14 protein-coding genes are annotated in these 19905 nt (G+C 37.7%); 11 read left to right on the forward strand and 3 right to left on the reverse strand.

The window, feature by feature from the left end:
• Window positions 1-100 precede the first annotated feature (100 nt).
• The 8 genes from IIF7_RS15300 to IIF7_RS15335 all read left to right on the forward strand — a co-directional run bounded on the left by IIF7_RS15300 (window position 101) and on the right by IIF7_RS15335 (window position 12984).
• Window positions 101-3835: an efflux RND transporter permease subunit gene (locus IIF7_RS15300; RefSeq protein ID WP_084842571.1), complete on the forward strand. Its 3735-nt coding sequence runs from the start codon at window positions 101-103 to the stop codon at window positions 3833-3835.
• Window positions 3836-3998: 163 nt separating this feature from the next.
• A complete protein-coding gene (locus IIF7_RS15305) occupies window positions 3999-5234 on the forward strand; it encodes a TolC family protein (protein ID WP_317041876.1) in 1236 nt (411 codons plus the stop codon).
• A gap of 124 nt (window positions 5235-5358) precedes the next feature.
• On the forward strand, window positions 5359-7053 hold the full coding sequence (locus IIF7_RS15310; RefSeq protein ID WP_084842573.1) for an efflux RND transporter periplasmic adaptor subunit: 1695 nt from the start codon (window positions 5359-5361) through the stop codon (window positions 7051-7053).
• A gap of 41 nt (window positions 7054-7094) precedes the next feature.
• The gene (locus IIF7_RS15315) at window positions 7095-7649 is read left to right on the forward strand and encodes a DUF3347 domain-containing protein (RefSeq protein WP_084842574.1); all 555 of its coding nucleotides are present in this window, start codon (window positions 7095-7097) and stop codon (window positions 7647-7649) included.
• Between the two features lie 57 nt (window positions 7650-7706).
• Window positions 7707-8270, forward strand: a complete 564-nt coding sequence (locus IIF7_RS15320) for a helix-turn-helix domain-containing protein (protein ID WP_176218974.1) — start codon at window positions 7707-7709, stop codon at window positions 8268-8270.
• A 90-nt stretch (window positions 8271-8360) separates the two neighbouring features.
• Window positions 8361-8684, forward strand: coding sequence for a four-helix bundle copper-binding protein (locus tag IIF7_RS15325; RefSeq protein ID WP_317041877.1), 324 nt, complete (start codon window positions 8361-8363; stop codon window positions 8682-8684).
• A gap of 58 nt (window positions 8685-8742) precedes the next feature.
• Entirely contained in the window at window positions 8743-11724 is a 2982-nt protein-coding gene (locus IIF7_RS15330; protein ID WP_084842577.1) for a heavy metal translocating P-type ATPase, read from the forward strand.
• A 36-nt stretch (window positions 11725-11760) separates the two neighbouring features.
• Window positions 11761-12984, forward strand: coding sequence for a permease (locus IIF7_RS15335; RefSeq protein ID WP_084842578.1), 1224 nt, complete (start codon window positions 11761-11763; stop codon window positions 12982-12984).
• 69 nt (window positions 12985-13053) lie between these two features.
• Here the strand turns inward: IIF7_RS15335 and IIF7_RS15340 are convergent, their stop codons facing one another.
• The 3 genes from IIF7_RS15340 to lysS all read right to left on the reverse strand — a co-directional run bounded on the left by IIF7_RS15340 (window position 13054) and on the right by lysS (window position 18130).
• On the reverse strand, window positions 13054-13518 hold the full coding sequence (locus IIF7_RS15340) for a hypothetical protein (protein ID WP_084842579.1): 465 nt from the start codon (window positions 13516-13518) through the stop codon (window positions 13054-13056).
• Between the two features lie 226 nt (window positions 13519-13744).
• Entirely contained in the window at window positions 13745-16234 is a 2490-nt protein-coding gene (locus IIF7_RS15345) for a zinc-dependent metalloprotease (protein ID WP_084842580.1), read from the reverse strand.
• 204 nt (window positions 16235-16438) lie between these two features.
• On the reverse strand, window positions 16439-18130 hold the full coding sequence (gene lysS / locus IIF7_RS15350) for a lysine--tRNA ligase (RefSeq protein WP_084842581.1): 1692 nt from the start codon (window positions 18128-18130) through the stop codon (window positions 16439-16441).
• A gap of 153 nt (window positions 18131-18283) precedes the next feature.
• Here lysS and IIF7_RS15355 point away from each other — a divergent pair, with 153 nt between their 5' ends.
• Genes IIF7_RS15355 through IIF7_RS15365 form a run of 3 tightly spaced genes read left to right on the forward strand, consistent with a single transcriptional unit; the run spans window position 18284 to window position 19722 of the window.
• Window positions 18284-18442 carry a YqaE/Pmp3 family membrane protein gene (locus IIF7_RS15355; protein ID WP_084842599.1) on the forward strand — a complete coding sequence of 53 codons (159 nt, stop codon included), beginning with the start codon at window positions 18284-18286 and terminating at the stop codon, window positions 18440-18442.
• The gene (gene lipB, locus IIF7_RS15360; RefSeq protein WP_084842582.1) at window positions 18439-19149 is read left to right on the forward strand and encodes a lipoyl(octanoyl) transferase LipB; all 711 of its coding nucleotides are present in this window, start codon (window positions 18439-18441) and stop codon (window positions 19147-19149) included. The genes IIF7_RS15355 and lipB overlap by 4 nt, the downstream gene beginning before the upstream one ends.
• A 39-nt stretch (window positions 19150-19188) precedes the next feature.
• Window positions 19189-19722, forward strand: a complete 534-nt coding sequence (locus IIF7_RS15365; protein ID WP_245801656.1) for a RagB/SusD family nutrient uptake outer membrane protein — start codon at window positions 19189-19191, stop codon at window positions 19720-19722.
• Window positions 19723-19905: the final 183 nt, after the last annotated feature.

Consider the following 19905-nt stretch of genomic DNA (forward strand, 5'->3'; position numbering starts at 1 on the left):
ATGTCGAAGCTTTATTGAGTTTCGATGATTTTGCTATGCCTTTTTTTAGGTTAGGCTCAAAGCTGAAATTATGTGTTTTTAAGATCAAATATTTCTTTTTATGCTGAATAAAAGCATTAAATTTTTAATAGAAAATAAACTGGTTGCCGTAATCCTACTTGTGGTTTTAGTAGGTTGGGGAGTCGTAAATGCGCCTTTTAATTGGGATGCAGGGTGGTTGCCACGTGATCCGGTGGCGGTAGATGCGATTCCCGATATTGGCGAAAATCAGCAAATCGTTTTTACAAAGTGGGAAGGTCGTTCGCCGCAAGATATCGAAGACCAAATCACTTATCCGCTTACCACTTCTTTGCTGGGAATCCCAGGGGTAAAAACCATTCGGAGTTCTTCGATGTTTGGTTTCTCGAGTATCTATATCATTTTTGAAGAGGATATTGAATTCTATTGGGGTCGAAGCCGAATCCTGGAAAAATTGAACTCATTACCAGGCGGATTGCTACCCGATGGCGTAAATACTTCTTTAGGGCCAGATGCTACGGCTTTAGGCCAGATTTACTGGTATACTTTAGAAGGTCGCGATAAAGATGGGAATGTAACCGGTGGCTGGGATCTTCAGGAATTGCGAAGCATTCAGGATTTTTACGTGAAATACGCCCTTTCTGGCGCCGGTGGCGTTTCAGAAGTTGCTTCCATTGGTGGTTATGTTCAGGAATATCAAATCGATGTAGATCCTGAAAAAATGCGCCAGTATAACGTCAGTTTGCAAGATGTCGTTAAAGCGGTAAAAGAAAGTAATCGTGAAATTGGAGCGCAAACTTTAGAGATCAATCAGGCCGAATATTTAGTGCGTGGTCTTGGCTACGTAAAATCTATTGAAGATATCGAGAAAGCCGTTGTTTCTTCCAAAGATTTTGCTGCACTAAAAGTTAGCGATGTAGCAAAAGTTTCGTTAGGCCCTGCAGCCAGACGCGGAATTTTGGATAAAGAAGGCGCTGAGGTTGTAGGCGGAGTAGTGGTTGCTCGTGATGGCGCTAACCCAATGGAGGTGATTAATAATGTAAAAGATAAAATTGCTTCTATAATTGGTGGTTTACCTTCTAAAGAACTATCCGATGGCACCACTTCACAACTTACGATTGTGCCTTTTTATGATCGATCTGAACTAATTCATGAAACTCTAGGGACTTTAAACGAAGCACTGAGTTTAGAGATTTTGATCACCGTTTTTGTAATTGTGATCATGGTGTTTAATCTTCGAGCTTCTATTCTTATCTCAGGATTGCTTCCGGTTGCGGTGTTGATGGTATTTATCGGGATGAAATTCTTTAATGTCGATGCTAATATTGTGGCACTTTCAGGAATTGCAATTGCCATTGGGACGATGGTCGATGTTGGGGTGATCCTTTCAGAAAATATTATTCGGCATTTAGATGAAAACGAAGCAGATCTGCCAACAAACACGGTGGTTTATAATGCTACGGCTGAAGTTTCTGGAGCCATCATCACGGCAGTATTAACAACGATTATCAGTTTTATTCCGGTGTTTACTATGGTGGGTGCTGAAGGAAAATTATTCCGCCCGCTGGCTTTTACCAAAACCATGGCGCTCACCGCTTCGATCATTGTTGCACTGTTCTTAATTCCGCCATTTGCTGCAAGTATTTTCAGAAAAAGAACACTTCGAAAAAACTTCAATTTAGCCATTCAGGGATTATTGATATTGGTCGGAATTGCAATGATTTTTTACGGATTTTGGATAGGATTAGTTTTGATAGGTTTAGGAGTAGCCGGAATTTTAAAAGCGCAAAAAATCACTTCAGAAAAGCAACATAACTGGCTTGTGGTTGGCATTATTGCGACCGCTATTGTATTTATGCTGGCTGTTTTTTGGAGACCGCTTGGCTTAGATACTTCGATCTTTTGGAATGTGATCATGGTGGCGATCATTTGTTTTGGTTTATTATTCGTTTTCAATCTTTTCAAGAGCAATTATACCCGAATCTTACATTGGGCATTAGCAAATAAGATTTTATTCCTTGTTTTTCCATTAGCGATCATCATTGCTGGATTTGCAATTATGCGAAATACAGGCGAAGAATTTATGCCTTCGCTTAATGAAGGTTCATTTTTGCTGATGCCAACATCGATGCCTCATGCAGGAGTTGCTGAAAATAAGAGAATCTTACAGCAATTGGATATGGCGGTGGCCAGTATTCCTGAAGTCGAAACAGTAGTAGGAAAAGCAGGTAGAACCGAGTCGGCTTTAGATCCTGCGCCGCTCAGTATGTACGAAAATATCATTCAGTATAAATCTGAATATATGCTGAATGAAAACGGGGAACGTCAACGCTACAAGGTTGATGACGATGGTTTTTTTATGCTGAAAAATAATAGGCTGGCTATTGATGGAAGTGCGCGTTTCACTGAAAATGAGATCCCAGATTCGATAAATTCAAGCTATAAAATTAATCGAGAACAATTAATTCCAGATGATGATGGTGAGTATTTTAGAAATTGGCGTCCTGCGATAAGCTCACCAGATGATATTTGGAATGAAATTTCAGCAGCTACAAAATTACCGGGAATTACCTCTGCGCCAAAACTGCAACCTATCGAAACACGATTGGTGATGCTGCAAACCGGGATGCGTGCGCCAATGGGAATAAAAGTAAGCGGACAGGATTTAAAGCAAATTGAAGCTTTTGGAATGAAGCTGGAAGAAATCCTAAAACAAGCTGAAGGCGTTAAAGCTGAAGCTGTTTTCGCCGATCGTATCGTAGGGAAACCTTATTTGCTAATGGATATTAAACGCGATCGATTAGCGAGATATGGAATTTCAGTAAGTGATGTTCAGGAAGTTTTGGAAGTTGCCGTTGGTGGAAAAATGTTGAGTCAGACGGTTGAAGGTCGCGAGCGATATTCGGTTAGAGTTCGTTATCCAAGAGAGCTTCGCGATTCGCCGGAAGACTTGAAAGATATTTATGTTCCGGTAGAAAATGGAAAACCGGTTCCTTTAAATGAGCTGGTTGAAATTCGCTACGAACAAGGGCCGCAGGTAATAAAAAGTGAGGATACTTTTTTAATTAGCTATGTGCTTTTTGATAAAATGGATGGTTTTGCTGAAGTTGATGTGGTTGAAAATGCACAGCGAACTATTCAGCATAAAATAGATTCAGGTGAATTAGAAGTTCCGCAGGGCATTAATTATGAATTTACTGGGAATTACGAAAATCAGCTTCGAGCAGCGAAAACTTTATCGATCGTCGTTCCACTGGCGCTGCTCATCATTTTTATGATTCTTTATTTTCAGTTTAAATCGGTTACTACGTCTTTTATCGTGTTTACGGGGATTGCGGTAGCTTTTGGAGGAGGATTTATTATGATCTGGCTTTATGGGCAGGATTGGTTTTTTAATTTCAGCTTGTTTGGTGAAAATCTTCGAGATCTATTCCAAATGCATACGATCAATTTAAGTGTTGCAGTTTGGGTTGGGTTTATTGCACTTTTTGGGGTTGCGACAGATGATGGTGTGGTAATGGCGACATATCTAACACAAACTTTTGGTAAAAATGAACCCAACACGGTAAAAGCCATTCGAGCTTCTGTGATTGAAGCCGGAGAGAAAAGGATTAGACCCTGTTTAATGACCACAGCAACGACCATTTTAGCATTATTGCCGGTGCTAACAAGTACAGGACGTGGAAGTGATATTATGATCCCAATGGCAATACCAAGTTTCGGCGGAATGCTAATCGCGTTAATTACGCTTTTTGTAGTTCCGGTGTTATTTTGTTGGAAAAAGGAATTGAAGTTGAAAAAGGTAATGAGAAGTTAGATTTGAGACCGCTTCGCTGTTAGAAAATAGAAGATAGACAAGGAAATGACGACAGGTTTGAGATACGTTTTTATGATTGGAATAGGAAACAAAACTTTAAATGAAAAATTAAAACAAGCTAATCGCTGAAAGCTGTCAGCTAATAGCAAAAAAACTGTAAACCGTGAACTGTAAACTATTAAAAAAGAAAACATATAAAATATTACCAATTTGGGTGATGTTATTTTCTTTTGCTACGAATGCTCAGCAACTAGAAAACTACATTCTGGAAGCGCAGGATAATAGTCCGGCGATTGATGCTTTAAGGACGAAATACGATATTTCCAAAGAGCAGATCAATGCAGTAAATACGTTGCCTAATACCGAATTTGCTGCGGGTTATTTTGTGAGTGAACCCGAAACCAGAACCGGGCCACAGCAAGCGAAATTCTCCGTGAAGCAAATGTTTCCGTGGTTTGGGACGATTTCAGCGAGACAGAATTATGCCAGCGCATTAGCCGAAGAAGATAATATTGAAGTCGGTATCGCTTTGCGTAAGCTAAGATTATCGGTTTCTAAGAGCTATTTTCAGTTGTATGAAATTCAGGAGAAAATTAAAGTGATTCAGGAGAATATTGAGTTATTGAAAGTGTATGAGGAATTGGCGCTTAACGGAGTAGAAGTAGGGAAAGCCAGCGCTGTAGATGTGCTTCAGCTGCAAATGCGTCAAAATAAGCTCAGAGATCAGCAGGTAACTCTGGAAAGTCAATTAAATGCCGGGAAAGTAGCTTTTAATCGATTGCTGAATAGAGAAAATAATGCTTCAGTTGAACTTGTAGATACCTTGGAGTTGCCTTCAGAAGAAATAAATATTTCAGAAATAAAAGTTCATCCAGAATTATCCAAATTCGATGAAAGTCTGGAAAGTGTTGATTTTGCTGAAGCTATTAATCAAAAAGAGTCGGCTCCGAAATTTGGTTTAGGTGTAGATTATATCAATGTTGGGACGCGTACCGATATGGCAATTCCAGATAATGGGAAAGATATTGTGATGCCAATGGTATCGCTTTCGGTCCCGATTTTTAATAATAAATATTCTTCGGTTTCTGCACAGAATGAATTGCGAAAAAAGCAAATTTCAGCAAATAAAAATCAATGTTTAAATGAACTGGAAAGCAGTTTGTCGAATGCGATTGAAATGCGGAATTCAGCTCGTAATTCCGTAGAAATTCAACTTCGTAATATTGGGTTGACAAAAGATGCGGAAGATATTTTGATGCGCAGTTACGAAAGTGAAAGTTTAGATTTTAGAGATGTACTGGATATTCAGGAAATGCAATTAGATTATCAGATGAGATTGGCCGAAGCGGTAAGTATTTATTTTCAGCAAACGGCGATGATTCAGTATTTGGTGGAATAGTAGGGAGTAGTTAGAATTGAGTATTTAGCAGGTAGAAAAGAGAATATAGAGAATAGAAAATAGATTTTGATTTTTTTTTAAGCTAATGGCTGAAAGCTGATAGCTAAAAGCTACAAAAACGATTATGAAAAAAACAATTATATACACAGGTTTGGCTTTGATCATTGGCCTTTTTGTTGGCTATTTGGTTTTTAGCGGAAGTGAAAATAAAACCGAAGAGCAGCACGCTGAACACGATGCTGCAGAAGATACGATGTGGACTTGTTCTATGCATCCACAGATCATGCAGCCTGAACCTGGCGATTGCCCGATTTGCGGTATGGAGTTGATCCCGGCAGATCAAAGTGATGCTACTATTGCAGGTTTTACGATGACAGAAAATGCGATGAAACTTGCGAATATTCAAACAAGCATTGTTGGAACTTCTAACGCTGATAAATCAATCAATCTCTCTGGAACTTTAGAAGCTAATGAAAAATTAAATGCGGTGCAATCGTCGTATTTCGCCGGGAGAATCGAACAGCTTTTTATCAATACCACGGGTGAGCAGGTTAAGATTGGTCAAATTCTGGCAACAATTTATTCACCTGAATTGGTTGCGGCGCAGCAGGAACTGTTAACGGCTTTAAAACTAAAAGAATCTCAGCCTAAATTATATCAGGCGGTGCGAAACAAGCTTAAAAATTGGAAGTTGAGTGATTCGCAGATCAATTCGATCGAAGAAAGCGGAAAAGTAAAAGAGAATTTCCCTGTTTTTGCTTCAAATTCAGGCACGGTGACTAAAAAAATGGTTAACGAAGGTGATTATGTAAATCGTGGAGAAGCTTTGTATAAAGTCGCAAATCTTACTAAAGTATGGGCGGTTTTTGATGCTTACGAGCAGCAATTGTCTAATTTAAAAGAAGGTCAAAAACTTCAAATCTTGGTAAATGCTTTTTCAGATGAAAGTTTTAGCGGAACCATAGATTTTATAGATCCTATTTTAGATAATTCGGCCAGAACTACAGAGGTTCGCGTGGTTTTAGATAATCGAGACGGAAAATTAAAACCGGGAATGTTCGTGCAGGCTGAGGTTGAGATGGAAGCTATGGAAGATTCGCAAATAAGTATCCCAAAATCTGCGGTGATGTGGACGGGTGAGCGATCTGTGGTGTATCTAAAAACAGATCCCAATACACCGCAATTTGAAATGAAAGAAGTGAAATTAGGCAGCGAAATAGGCGATTCTTATCAAATTTTAGAAGGTTTGGAAAAAGGCGATGAGGTGGTAACCAACGGAACTTTTACCGTAGATGCTGCTGCGCAATTGCAAGGAAAAAAATCGATGATGAACCGCAATGCGGTTGATAATAAAAATGAATCTATGAAGATGGAAATGAGTTTACCGAAAAGTTTCCAGACGGCACTTCAACCGCTGCTTCAGGATTATTTACAATTGAAAGATGATCTTGTGGCTAGCGATGCGACTTCAGCAATGCAGGCTGCAAAAAAAGCTTCAGCAAAAATCAGCAGTATTGAGACTGCGGAATTGGATAAAATGCTAACATCTCATTTCAAAGTGATTCAGGATAAATTTAAAGCGATAAGTGCTTCAGAAGAAATTGCAGCGCAACGAGAGAATTTTATTGCGCTTTCACAAAATATGATCGCGTTGGTATCGAATTTCGATGAAATTGAAGAGATTTATATTCAGCGTTGCCCAATGGCGAATAACAACAAAGGCGCAACCTGGCTAAGTAGAAATAAGGAAATTAGAAATCCATATTTTGGAGAGCAGATGTTAGGCTGTGGTGAAACGATACAATCCTTACCTAATTAAAAAATAAATAAGTAAACAATTAAATTAAATAGCAAGCAATTATGAAACGTATACACAGAAATCTATTTTTTATCGCTCTTTCAGTAGGGATCGTAAGTTTTACCAGCTGTAAGGAAAACAAAGAAACTTCTACTGAAACTTCACATGAAGAAATGGACATGTCTCACGACGAAGAGATGGGCGAAGAGTCTGCTATGGAAATGAGCGGGGCCGAATTTAATGATGAAAAAGTTGCAGCGAATTACGAAGCGTATCTAGATTTGAAAGACGCTCTAGTAGCTACAGATGCTGAAGCAGCCCAAACAGCAGCTAAAGAATTATCTGAAAACACAGAAGCTGAGATCATGGAAGTGGCAACTAAAATTGCAGAAGCTTCAGATATCGAAGCGCAACGTAAAGCATTTTCAGAATTAACAGCTATGATGGAGCCGGTATTGGAAAATGCGATTGCCTCTGGAGCGATCTACAAGCAATTTTGCCCAATGGCCTTCGAAGGTAAGGGCGATTACTGGTTTGCAAGTTCAGAAGAAATTAATAATCCTTATTTTGGGGATAAAATGTTGCATTGCGGTAGAGTAGAAAAAACTATTCAGTAAAATATTGTAGTCTCTCGCTCTGTTTTTGGAGCGAGAGATCTTTTAAAAACTATTGTTTTGGCAGAGAATATTGTTCATATAAAAAATGTGGTTTGTGGTCGTTGTATCGCAACGGTAGAGGATATTCTGTCTAAACTTGAGATTCCGTATAAAAATGTGAGTCTCGGAGAAGCAATTTTGCTAAAAGATCTTTCTGCGGAAGAAAACGATCTCCTAAAATTAGAATTAGAGAAAGTAGGTTTCGAACTTATTGAAACTAAAAATAAACGCATCGTAAATCATATAAAATCGGTTTTAATAGACGAGGTTTCTAATAGCACCGATCATAAAAAACTTTCTGAGATCTTAAGTGCTCAGCTTCATTACGATTACAGCCACATTACCAACTTATTTACTGCGGAAGAAGGGCAAAGCATTCAGTCATATTTCAATAAATTAAAGATCGAAAAGGCTAAAGAGCTTTTAGAATACGATGAACTTAGTATTGCTGAAATTGCGTATCAGCTTGGGTTTTCGACGGCAGCCTATTTATCTACTTCCTTTAAAAAACAAACCGGAATCACACCTTCAGAATATAAAAAAATGCAAATAAAAGGTCGAAAGGGGCTGGATTCTGTTTAAGCTTTTATAAAACTGAAATAACTTACCATAATTTTAAAAGTACTTCTGCTACTTCTCGTTTAATTTTGATAAAGAACCAAAAAATCAAAAATGATGAGAAGTGAGAAATTAGTAAATGCTTTAGTAGATTGTGTGAATCACTGTAATTATTGTGCAGATGCCTGTCTGGATACAGATGATATCGGGATGATGAAAGATTGTATTCGTACAGATAAAGTTTGTGCAGAAGTTTGTAGTGCACTCGCTAAAGTTGCTGTGATCGAAAGAGCAAATATTACCGATCTTGTAAAATATTGCGCGGCAATTTGCCAGCAATGCGCAGACGAATGTAAAAAACACGATCACAAACATTGCCAGGATTGCGCAACCGCATGTGAAACCTGTGTAGAAGCCTGTAATTCTTACTTGGCTTAAAATTGAATTAAATAATATACCGAAAACCTGAAATTGTAGGTTTTCGGTTTCTTTTCTTATGATGAAGCATAAATACCATGTAAGCGGAATGAGTTGCCAGGGCTGCAAATCTCATGTGACTAAGGCGCTCGAGAATATTCCTGAAGTAGAACAAGTTGAAGTAGATCTTGAAAAAGAAACTGCTCAAATTTCTATGAAACAACATATTAAAATTGAAGAATTTCAGCAGGCTTTAAAAAATGCTGGTGGAAATTATCAAATCTCGATGTCTTCAGAAACAAATTCTTCTGAGGATCATTTGATGACGCATAATTATCATGTAAGTGGAATGTCTTGCAATGGTTGTCGCTCTCACGTAGAAAAAACTTTAAATAAAGTTGATGGTGTCGAGAAAGCTGAAGTGGATCTTGAAAAAGCCGAAGCGAAAATCAGCATGCATCATCATATCGGAATTGAAAAGTTTCAGGATGCCTTGAAAAATACCGGTGGAAATTATCAAATCTCGATGCCCTTAGAAACAAATTCTTCTGAAGATCATTTGATGACGCATCATTATCATGTAAGTGGAATGTCTTGTAATGGTTGCCGCTCTCACGTAGAAAAAACTTTAAATAAAGTTGATGGTGTCGAGAAAGCTGAAGTGGATCTTGAAAAAGCCGAAGCAAAAATCAGCATGCATCGTCATATCGAAATTTCAGCATTTCAGGAAGCTTTAAAGAATGCAGGTGGTGGATATGAAATTCATCCGGCAGATCATAAGCATCTTCATTCAGAAAAAAGCAAAAAGAAAAAGAAGCCTAAAGCTAAAGGAAAGGGTAAGTGGTATTGCCCTATGCATTGCGAAGGGGATAAAATGTATGATGAACCGGGAGATTGTACGGTATGCGGAATGGATTTGGTGCAGGAGCAAAGTTTAAGTGCATCAAGTACCACATACACCTGCCCCATGCATCCAGAGATTGAAGAAGACGAACCTGGGGATTGCCCAATTTGCGGGATGGATCTGGTAGCTAAGGATCCCGAGCCGGATGCGGAAAATTCAACGTATCTAAAATTGCGTAAAAAGTTCTGGCTTTCTGTAGCTTTTACATTGCCAGTTTTCTTAATCGCGATGTCTGATATGCTGAATAGCAATCCGCTTTACCAGATTATGGATTTGCAATATTGGAACTGGGTACAGTTTGGTTTATCGATTCCGGTAGTTTTTTATACGGCCTGGATGTTCTTTGAGCGTGCATGGAAATCCATAGTTAACTGGAATTTGAATATGTTCACGCTAATTGGAATTGGTGCGGGTGTTGCGTGGGTTTTCAGTATTTTAGGTCTGCTTTTCCCGGATCTGTTTCCAGATCAATTTAAGACCGAAGCAGGAACGGTACACGTTTATTTTGAAGCTGCAACGGTGATTTTAACGCTGGTGCTGCTTGGGCAAATGCTAGAAGCCAGGGCGCACGATCGTACGAATTCGGCTATAAAAGAATTATTGAAACTGGCGCCTAATAAAGCTACTCGAATTAAAGATGGAAAAGAAGAAGTAGTTAACATCGATAAGATCGAAGAGGGGGATATTTTAAAGGTAAAACCTGGAGAAAAAATCCCGGTAGACGGAATTATAAAAGAAGGAAAATCGTCGATAGATGAAAGTATGATTACTGGAGAACCTGTTCCTGTAGAGAAATCGGCTGACGATAAAGTAACTTCGGGAACTATAAACGGCAACTCTGCGTTTACCATGATCGCCGAGCAGGTGGGTGATGAAACTTTACTTTCGCAAATTATCCAAATGGTAAACGATGCCAGCAGATCACAAGCGCCAATTCAGCGTTTGGCCGATAAGATTTCAGGATATTTTGTTCCCATCGTTGTACTTATTTCGGTGATCACTTTTGTGATTTGGGCAATTGTTGGTCCGTCGCCATCTTATGTTTATGCTTTTGTAAATGCTATCGCGGTGCTCATTATCGCCTGTCCTTGTGCGCTTGGTTTAGCCACACCAATGTCGGTGATGGTTGGAGTAGGGAAAGGTGCTCAAAATGGTGTACTCATCAAAAATGCGCAGGCTTTAGAGCAGATGAATGAGATTGATACTTTGATCATCGATAAAACCGGAACGATCACTGAAGGAAAACCTTCCGTAGAAAAAATAGTGAGTGTTGGTGAGTATGCTGAAGCTGAAATTGCAGGATTTATTGCTGCTTTAAATACGCATAGCGAACATCCGCTGGCCACTGCAACGATAAAATACGCGAAAGATAAAGAAGTGAAGATCGAGGAAGCTTCAAATTTTGATTCGGTTACCGGGAAAGGTGTGATTGGCGAACTTCAGCAGAAAAAATTAGCACTGGGGAATAAGGCGCTTTTGGATGAAAAAGGAATCAATTCTTCAGAAAAAATCGATCGCGAAATTGAACAATTTCAGCAACAGGGAAAAACCGTTTCTTATTTAAGTGTAGATGCTAAGGTTGAAGGCTTTGTGGTAATCTCAGATCCCGTGAAGAAAACCAGTAAAGAAGCACTTACAAAATTAAAAGAAGACGGCGTTGAGGTAATTATGCTTACCGGTGATAACGAACGTACGGCAAAGGCGGTAGCCGATGAAATGGGAATTGCTTTTAAAGCCGGAATGTTACCACAGGATAAAATGAGTGAGGTTGAAAAACTTCAGCAACAAGGACGAAAAGTAGCTGCAGCGGGAGACGGAATTAACGACGCGCCGGCGTTGGCCAAAGCCGATATTGGGATTGCCATGGGAACCGGAACCGATGTGGCTATCGAAAGTGCAGAGATTACGCTGGTAAAAGGCGATCTAAAAGCAGTGCTAAAAGCACGAAAACTGAGTGATAAAGTAATGGCGAATATCAAACAAAACCTATTTTTTGCTTTGATCTATAATAGTATTGGTGTACCAATTGCCGCCGGTATTCTTTATCCATTCTTCGGAATTTTATTGTCGCCAATGATCGCTGCTTTGGCGATGAGTTTTAGCTCGGTTTCTGTGATTGCTAATGCGCTGAGGTTGCGAGCCGCAAAACTATCTTGAGATTTTATAGAAACGGAATAACCAAAACATCGATTTATGAACGATTTTTTAAGCAAATGGGGAGAAGCTGCTAATACCAGCCTGGGGTTTTTTTGGATGGCATTATGGGCTTTTGCTTTGGGATATGTGATTAGTAGTTGTATTCAGGTTTTTGTGACTGAAAAACGAATGCAAAAAACAATGGGCGAAAAGGAATCTAAGGGAGTGTTATTAGGAACTTTTTTTGGATTTATTAGTAGCTCATGTAGTTTCGCTGCTTTGGCATCTACCAAAAGTTTGTTTAAAAAAGGAGCAAGTTTTGTTTCGAGTATCGCGTTTTTACTCGCTTCGACGAATTTGGTGATCGAGCTTGGAATTATCATTTCGATCTTTTTAGGTTGGCAATTTGTGGTAGGAGAATATTTAGGCGGAATTTTACTGATCTTGATCAGTTGGTTGCTTATTAGATTATTTCATCCTAAGGGCCTTATCAAAAAAGCACGAGAGCGACTTCAGGATGACAACGATGATGATACGGGCGACCAGAAATCCTGGAAGAAAAGAATTAAAACCGAAAAAAGCTGGGCGAAAGTCTCACAGCAATATGGGATGGAGTGGAAAATGGTCTGGAAAGATGTTACGCTTGGTTTTACTATTGCCGGGATCGTAGCAGCTTTTATCCCAGATTCGTTTTTTCAGACGCTGTTTATCAATAGTGGACAGGGAAATACAGATTTCTCATTTTTTACGATTCTGGAGCATATTATTGTTGGGCCGGTGGTTGCTTTTATCACCTTTATTGGTTCGATGGGGAATATTCCGTTGGCTGCCTTATTGTTTGGTAAGGGAGTGAGTTTTGCCGGAGTGATCGCTTTTATTTTTAGCGATCTGGTCGTATTCCCGGTACTTAGAATCAATGCTAAATATTATGGCTGGAAAATGTCGTTTTTCATATTAATGCTGCTTTTTATTTCTTTAGTTGGCGCTTCACTTTTATTACATTATGGATTTTTAAGTTTCGATTTAATTCCGGATCCTTCGAGTGTGCAGGTTCAGGATCAAACATTTTTCAAAATAGATTATACCTTTTTTCTGAATATTGCTTTCTTACTGATTTCAGGATATTTGATCTACTTAGGTTTCTTTAAACGAACCGATGTTATGCAGATGAAAGAAATGGCACCCAAAAGTAAGCTGATGGAAAAAAGCCTGAAGTATATCGCTTTTATCTGTTATGCCTGGTTAGCTGGTGGGATGATCGTAAAATATTTTATTCAGTAATTATAAAAAATAAAAAGAGAAGCTGTTAGGCTTCTCTTTTTTGCAATTGAACAATTATAAAATTGAAATTTATTTGGGGTTTTTGTGTTTATCTCTAAAATCTCTGTGATGATCTTTAAAAGCCATCATTCGATTTCTTTTTTCAGCTCTTTGAGCATTTTTCCAAAGCTGGTATTGTTCTGGGCTTAGTACTTTCTGGATAGATTGCTGAAAGGCAATTTCTTTATCTAAACGAGCATTCATTCTTTCGAAAGCTTCTTCTTTTAGTTTGCTGTCTTCAGCAGCATCTTTCATTTCCTCTCGCATTTTCATTCTGTCTTCAGCACGATCTACATATAATTTCTGAAATTCTTCCTGTTGTTTTTCAGTAAGATCCAAGGCTAAAGTTAATTGCTTCGATTTTAGAATAGCTTTTTCTTCAGCAGTCATATTCATTCCTGCACGTTCCTTCATTGGCTTTCTACGATCTTCTTTTTGCTGAGCAAATGAAGATACTGCTACAAGCATCATCATAATAAAACATAATCTTTTCATATTGAAGAATTTTAAAGTGAATTCTATAATAGGACTGTTAAAAAGGATAAAGGTTTAATGCTATTTTGGATTGCAGTTTTTAATTTAAATAGAAAATACTTTAAAAACGTATAAAATCGATATATAATTTGAAGATAGATAAGTAAAGTTAGAACAATAAAAAACCTGCCTCGTGGGGGAGGCAGGTCTTAAAAAACTAATAAATCAAATATAGTCTATCGCTAGACTAGTCGTTAGGATTAAGGATCTGATCTATTCTTTCTGATGCATCCTGAAGGTGATATCTTGTTAAAGTATCTCCTGAGCGGTACATAGAATTTCTAATTTGTCTTTGTAGTGTTTGTAATTCACCTCTAACGATTGGTCGAATATCACTTTGTGCTACATTAACATTAGTTCTGCTAACCCAACGGCGGTAAGCGCTAGGAATAGCATCCTGGCTCTCTGTCATTAAATAAGCCATGCGGTCGATATACGCTCTTTGAAGGTTTCTGCGGTATCTGTCAGTTTTTTGACCAGAATTTAATTCACTCCAGATTCCTTTACGTAAATCTTCCATCATTTCAAGAAGCGTATAAGCTTCTTTCCCGTTTATTTCTTCGTTTTCTAATAAACGTTGCATTCTTCCGAAGTCTAAAACATTAGAAAGCGTGCTGCTTTGCATACCTCTAATTCTTTCGATATTTCCGTCGAATTCAATTTTATTAAAAATGTTCTGATCAATTAACCAATTTGGAGTTTCAAACAATTGTTCCTGTAAGAATTCCATTGCTCTTTCCTGCTTTTCTTTAGCAACATGAGTATAAACTGCACCTTCTTGATCGTAGGTTTTAGTATTTTCGTAAACACCACCAATATTAGCAGTTACGTGGCCCATGTAACGGTTAAGCTGAGCAAGTACCTGGCCATAAAGATCATCTAGATCTTCGTAATCTTTACCATCTTCAGCAGTCCATTCGATTAAGTTTGGAACAATACGCTTCAGGTTTTTAATACCATATTCACTGGCAAGCATTGCATCGTCACCAAGATCTTCAGTTTGAGAAGAAGGATCGATTACACCTCCACTTTGTTGACTTCCGAAGCGATATAAAGGATCACCTGCATGTTCTAAGATCCACTCATCTAAAACAGGCTTTTCTTCTTTACCTTCTTTTTCTGGGATTGGTTTGTAACCCCACATAATTGCATACTTATCGTAAGTACCAATATTTGGCATTAAAGCTACATCACCATCACCAGGTTGTGCTACGTAGTTAAAACGAGCGTAATCCATAATAGAAGGAGCTGTGCTGTGTTTAGCAGTGAATTCTGGGTCACGTAGATCTTCTACTGCGTAAGCCGGGCTACTACCCATGTTGTGAGGAAGACCTAAAGTGTGACCAACTTCGTGAGAAGAAACGAAACGAATTAAACGTCCCATAATCTCATCTTTAAATTCTACTCCGCGAGCTTCTTCGTTGATAGCCGCAGTTTGTACAAAATACCAGTTACGTAATAATGTCATTACATTGTGGTACCAATTGATATCTGATTCTAGGATCTCTCCTGAACGTGGATCACTTACGTGAGGTCCATTTGCGTTAGGAATTGGAGATGCTAAATAACGTACAACCGAATAACGAACATCTTCTGGGCTCCAGTCTGGATCTTCTTCAGGAGTTGGAGCGTCTTTTGCGATAATAGCGTTTTTGAAACCCGCAGCTTCAAAAGCTACCTGCCAGTCTTCGATACCTTGCTTAATATAAGGCACCCATTTGTCTGGTGTGGCACGGTCGATATAATAAACGATTTGTTTTTTAGGTTCAACTAACTCACCGTTCTTAAACTTTTCCATGTCTTCATCTTTAACCTCTAATCTCCAGCGGTCAAGATATTCTACAGTTTTACTCTTTTGAGCTTCTAAACCATAATCTGTTTGGCTGGTAGTAAACCATCCTACACGCTCGTCGAAGTAACGACGCTCCATTGGTACTTTAGGAAGAAGAATCATAGAGTTACTAAACTCTAAAGAGATTGATCCTGTAGTAGCGTTTGATGGTGGATCACCAGCATTATAGGTTTTTATATGGCGAATTTCGATGTTTTGAGGATAACTTCTAATCGTATCGATAAGCGAACGACTATCGTCTAATCTTGAAACTTTGTATTGTTTACGGTATCTGTCACCAAGTCCTAAAGCCTGAACATCTTTCTTGTAAAGATCTGTAACATCAATAACGTAAGACTTATTGATAGAATCTTTACCTACAGTTTCGATTTCGAAAGAGCTAAGAATTGGCTCGAAGTTAGAGTTGGTTACAGCTTCGTGAATAGGAAGAGAATCTGCAGCATAAATATCGTGAGAAACTACTCTAAGTAATACCTGGTCACCTTTCTTTTCCCAACGATGAACCTGGGTGTTTTGTTTTCCTCCACCAAAACCAATACCAGAAGCAGTTTTTGCGATTCTTGTTACAGTTAACATTTCTCTATTAAAGAGACTGTCTGGAATTTCGTAATAGTACTTGTTTTTTACTTTGTGAACGGTAAAAAGACCTTCGTCTGATTTTGCATCTTTAGTGATGACTTTTGCGTAAGGTTTTAATCCGTCTTTAGATTGTTCTTTTTGTGCAGTAGCAGATTGGCTTTTCTTGTTTTTTTGAAAAACGGCACAAGATGCCATTAAAAAAGAAAGCCCCACAGCACAAATCCTGATCGGTAGTTTGTTTGTCATAAGGTTTAATTAATTTTAGCCGAATTTGGATTTAATTTTTTCAGAAAAAAAGTTCCTGTAGAAATCCAAAATCGATTGTTTGACTTTGAAACTTTAAAAAGGTTTAAAGAGAAGTTAATAAAAATGTAAATTTTAAGAAAAAAGATACAAAAAAAGGTCACATTTTAGTGTGACCTTTCTAATATTTTAACGCTAAATGATTGGTTATGCAACGCTTATTTTCATTTCGTCCCCTTCTTTAAAAACCTCAATCATTTTATGTTTTCTTAGAGATTTTAAAGCTTTATCCCATTTTTTGTTACTTAAACCAGACTTTTCTTTTATAAGATTCATGTCGTGATTTTGGTCATCTTTTAGTAATTGATAAACTGCTTTTTCTTCCTCGGTAAGTTCAACCTGTTTCTTTTCTGGTTTCATTTGAGGGAAGAATAATACTTCCTGGATGGATTGATTATTGGTTAAGAACATAATTAAACGATCCATTCCAATTCCTAATCCAGATGTTGGAGGCATACCATACTCTAAAGCGCGTAAGAAATCCTGGTCTATAAACTGTGTTGCTTCATCATCACCTTTTTCAGATAATCTTAATTGCTCTTCGAAACGCTCGCGTTGGTCTATAGGATCATTAAGTTCAGAATATGCATTAGCGATTTCTTTTCCACAAACCATAAGTTCGAAACGCTCGGTTAGCTCTGGATTCTCTCTGTGCTCCTTACAAAGCGGACTCATTTCTTTTGGATAGTCTGTAATGAATGTTGGTTGAATGTAGTTTCCTTCACATTTATCACCAAAGATTTCATCGATAAGTTTTCCTTTCCCCATGGTTTCATCAACCTCGATGCCCATTCCTTTCGCTGCTTCAAATAATTCAGCTTCAGATTTACCGGTAATATCAAATCCTGTAAATTCGATAATTGCATCGGTCATTGTTACACGCTTGTATGGAGCTTTAAAATCTACGTTGTGTTTTCCGAAGGTAGCTTCAGTAGTTCCATTAACCGCCATGGCGCAATGCTCCAGAAGTTTTTCGGTAAAATCCATCATCCAGTTATAGTCTTTATAAGATACATAGATTTCCATCGCAGTAAACTCTGGATTGTGAGTTCTATCCATACCTTCATTTCTGAAGTTTTTAGAGAATTCATATACTCCGTCGAAACCACCTACAATAAGTCTTTTTAAGTAAAGCTCGTTTGCGATTCTTAGATATAAAGGAATATCTAAAGCATTATGATGCGTGATGAAAGGACGTGCCGCCGCTCCACCTGGGATCGATTGAAGGATTGGTGTTTCAACTTCAAAATAACCAGCCTCGTTAAAGAAATTACGCATCGCACTAAAAAGTTTAGTACGTTTTACAAAAATCTCTTTCACTTTTGGATTTACAGCAAGATCTGCATATCGCTGGCGGTAGCGATGTTCTGGATCTGTAAAACCATCGTATGTATTTCCTTCTTTATCTGTTTTTGGTAAAGGTAAAGGTCTAATAGATTTACTTAATAGGCTAAAATCTTTCACCATAACGGTTTTTTCGCCCACTTGAGTTTTAAATAATTCCCCTTCAATCCCTATAAAATCACCTATATCCAGCAGCTTTTTATAAATATCGTTATATTTCGATTTATCCTCTCCAGTACAAATCTCATCGCGATTAAAGTAAACCTGAATCTTTCCTTTTGAGTCCTGAAGTTCAGCAAAAGATGCTTTACCCTGAATTCTACGAGACATTAATCTACCCGCGATAACAACTTTTTTACCCTCTTCGAAATTTGCCTTGATATCGGCAGATGTGTGATCTAATGGAAATAAATCGGCCGGATATGGGTTAATTCCTTTCTCCCTTAATGTAGCCAGTTTTTCTCTTCTTACAATTTCCTGTTCAGATAGCTGCATGGTGTAATTTTAAAATTTAGTGACTTCCCGTTTTAGGAAGCAGCTGCAAATATAATGACAATCAGAGTACCAACCAATGTTATACTTAAGATTAGATTCTAATCTGGTTTAGAAATTCTATCTTTGTTTTTGGTTTTAGATAATATCGAGATTATGAGTATTTGGCGTGTTATTTTATCGATTATTTTTCCGCCTTTAGCAGTGTTTGATAAAGGTTGTGGTTCTATTTTGATTGTGCTTATTCTTACCTTACTTGGTTGGATTCCGGGTGTAATAGCAGCGCTTATAATTTTGAATAACCCTAATAGATGATGGAAGTGAAGCAAAACAAGAAAATAGAGATTAAGGAATTAGGATTTAAAGATTATAAAGAGACTTGGGATTATCAAGAGCAGCTTTTTAAGGAGATACTTGATATAAAAGTAAAAAACAGGAGAGAAAATACACAAATAGAGACACCTAATTATTTACTCTCTGTAGAGCATCCCCATGTATATACTTTAGGTAAAAGTGGTGATGTTTCTAACCTTTTAATTAACGAAAATCAGCTTGAAGAAAAAGGGGCTAAATTCTATAAAATTAATCGTGGGGGAGATATTACTTATCATGGCCCCGGCCAAATGGTGATTTACCCAATTTTAGATCTGGATAATTTTTTTACAGATATACATAAATATCTTAGGCTTTTAGAAGAAACGGTGATTTTAGTTTTAAGGGATTACGGAGTTAAAGCTGAACGTAGCGAGGGTGAAACTGGAGTTTGGCTAGATGTAGGAACTCCTTTTGCTAGAAAGATTTGTGCGATGGGTGTGCGGGCAAGTAGATGGGTTACAATGCATGGTTTAGCTTTAAATGTAAATGCAGATCTAGGTTATTTTGATAATATTGTTCCCTGCGGAATTAAAGAAAAAGCCGTTACTTCTTTGAACGTTGAGTTAGGTGAAAATTACGTTGATATGGAAGAGGTGAAACAGAAGTTTCTGGATTATTTTAATGAGTTATTTGATGCAGAGTTTTAATGTTAATTTCAGATTTATTCAACTATTTTTCCTTTTCAGGTGACAACTCAGGATGGTTCCAACAACTTAATTACTCATTACGCCGATCAGGATAATGGAGGGCGTGATAATGATATAAGTGTTAATGATGAATATTTAGCAATGTTTGATTCTGAAGACGATGTACGTAGTGAGTTTTTCTATGCTAGTGCACAAAGTGAAGATCTATTAACAGCTAAATATACCAACCAGTTTGGTAATGTTATGGTACTTAGGCTGGCAGAGATGTATTTGATTAGAGCTGAAGCAAATTTACGTCTGGGTAGTTCTGTTGTAGCAACGCCTGTAACAGATGTAAACGCAATTAGAGAACGATCTAATGCAAATGCGTTAAGTACAGTAAATTTAGACGGTATTATGTTAGAGAGAGAATTAGAGTTAGCTTTTGAAGGATTCTTAATTTACGATCTAAAGAGAACAATGCAGGATGTAGGAAATATTCCTTACAATGATAGTTCATTGTTATTTCCAATACCACAAAGAGAAATAGATGTTAACTCATTGTTAACTCAGAACCCTGGTTATGGTTCTTAATTAACTTATAATTCGATTTTAGATAAAAAGGAGGTGTATTTTACACCTCCTTTTTTTATTGAAAAATCTTTGTTTTAAGATTTTGATTAAACGTTTTAACATTAGTATTGATGGGAAGTTGTTAAATTCTTTATAATGCTGTTTTTTCTAAAATAACTCGTGTTTCAGTTAAAAAAATGATTT

The sequence above is a fragment of the Zunongwangia atlantica 22II14-10F7 genome (assembly GCF_002094855.1).
In the GTDB taxonomy this organism is placed as follows: Bacteria; Bacteroidota; Bacteroidia; order Flavobacteriales; family Flavobacteriaceae; genus Zunongwangia; species Zunongwangia atlantica.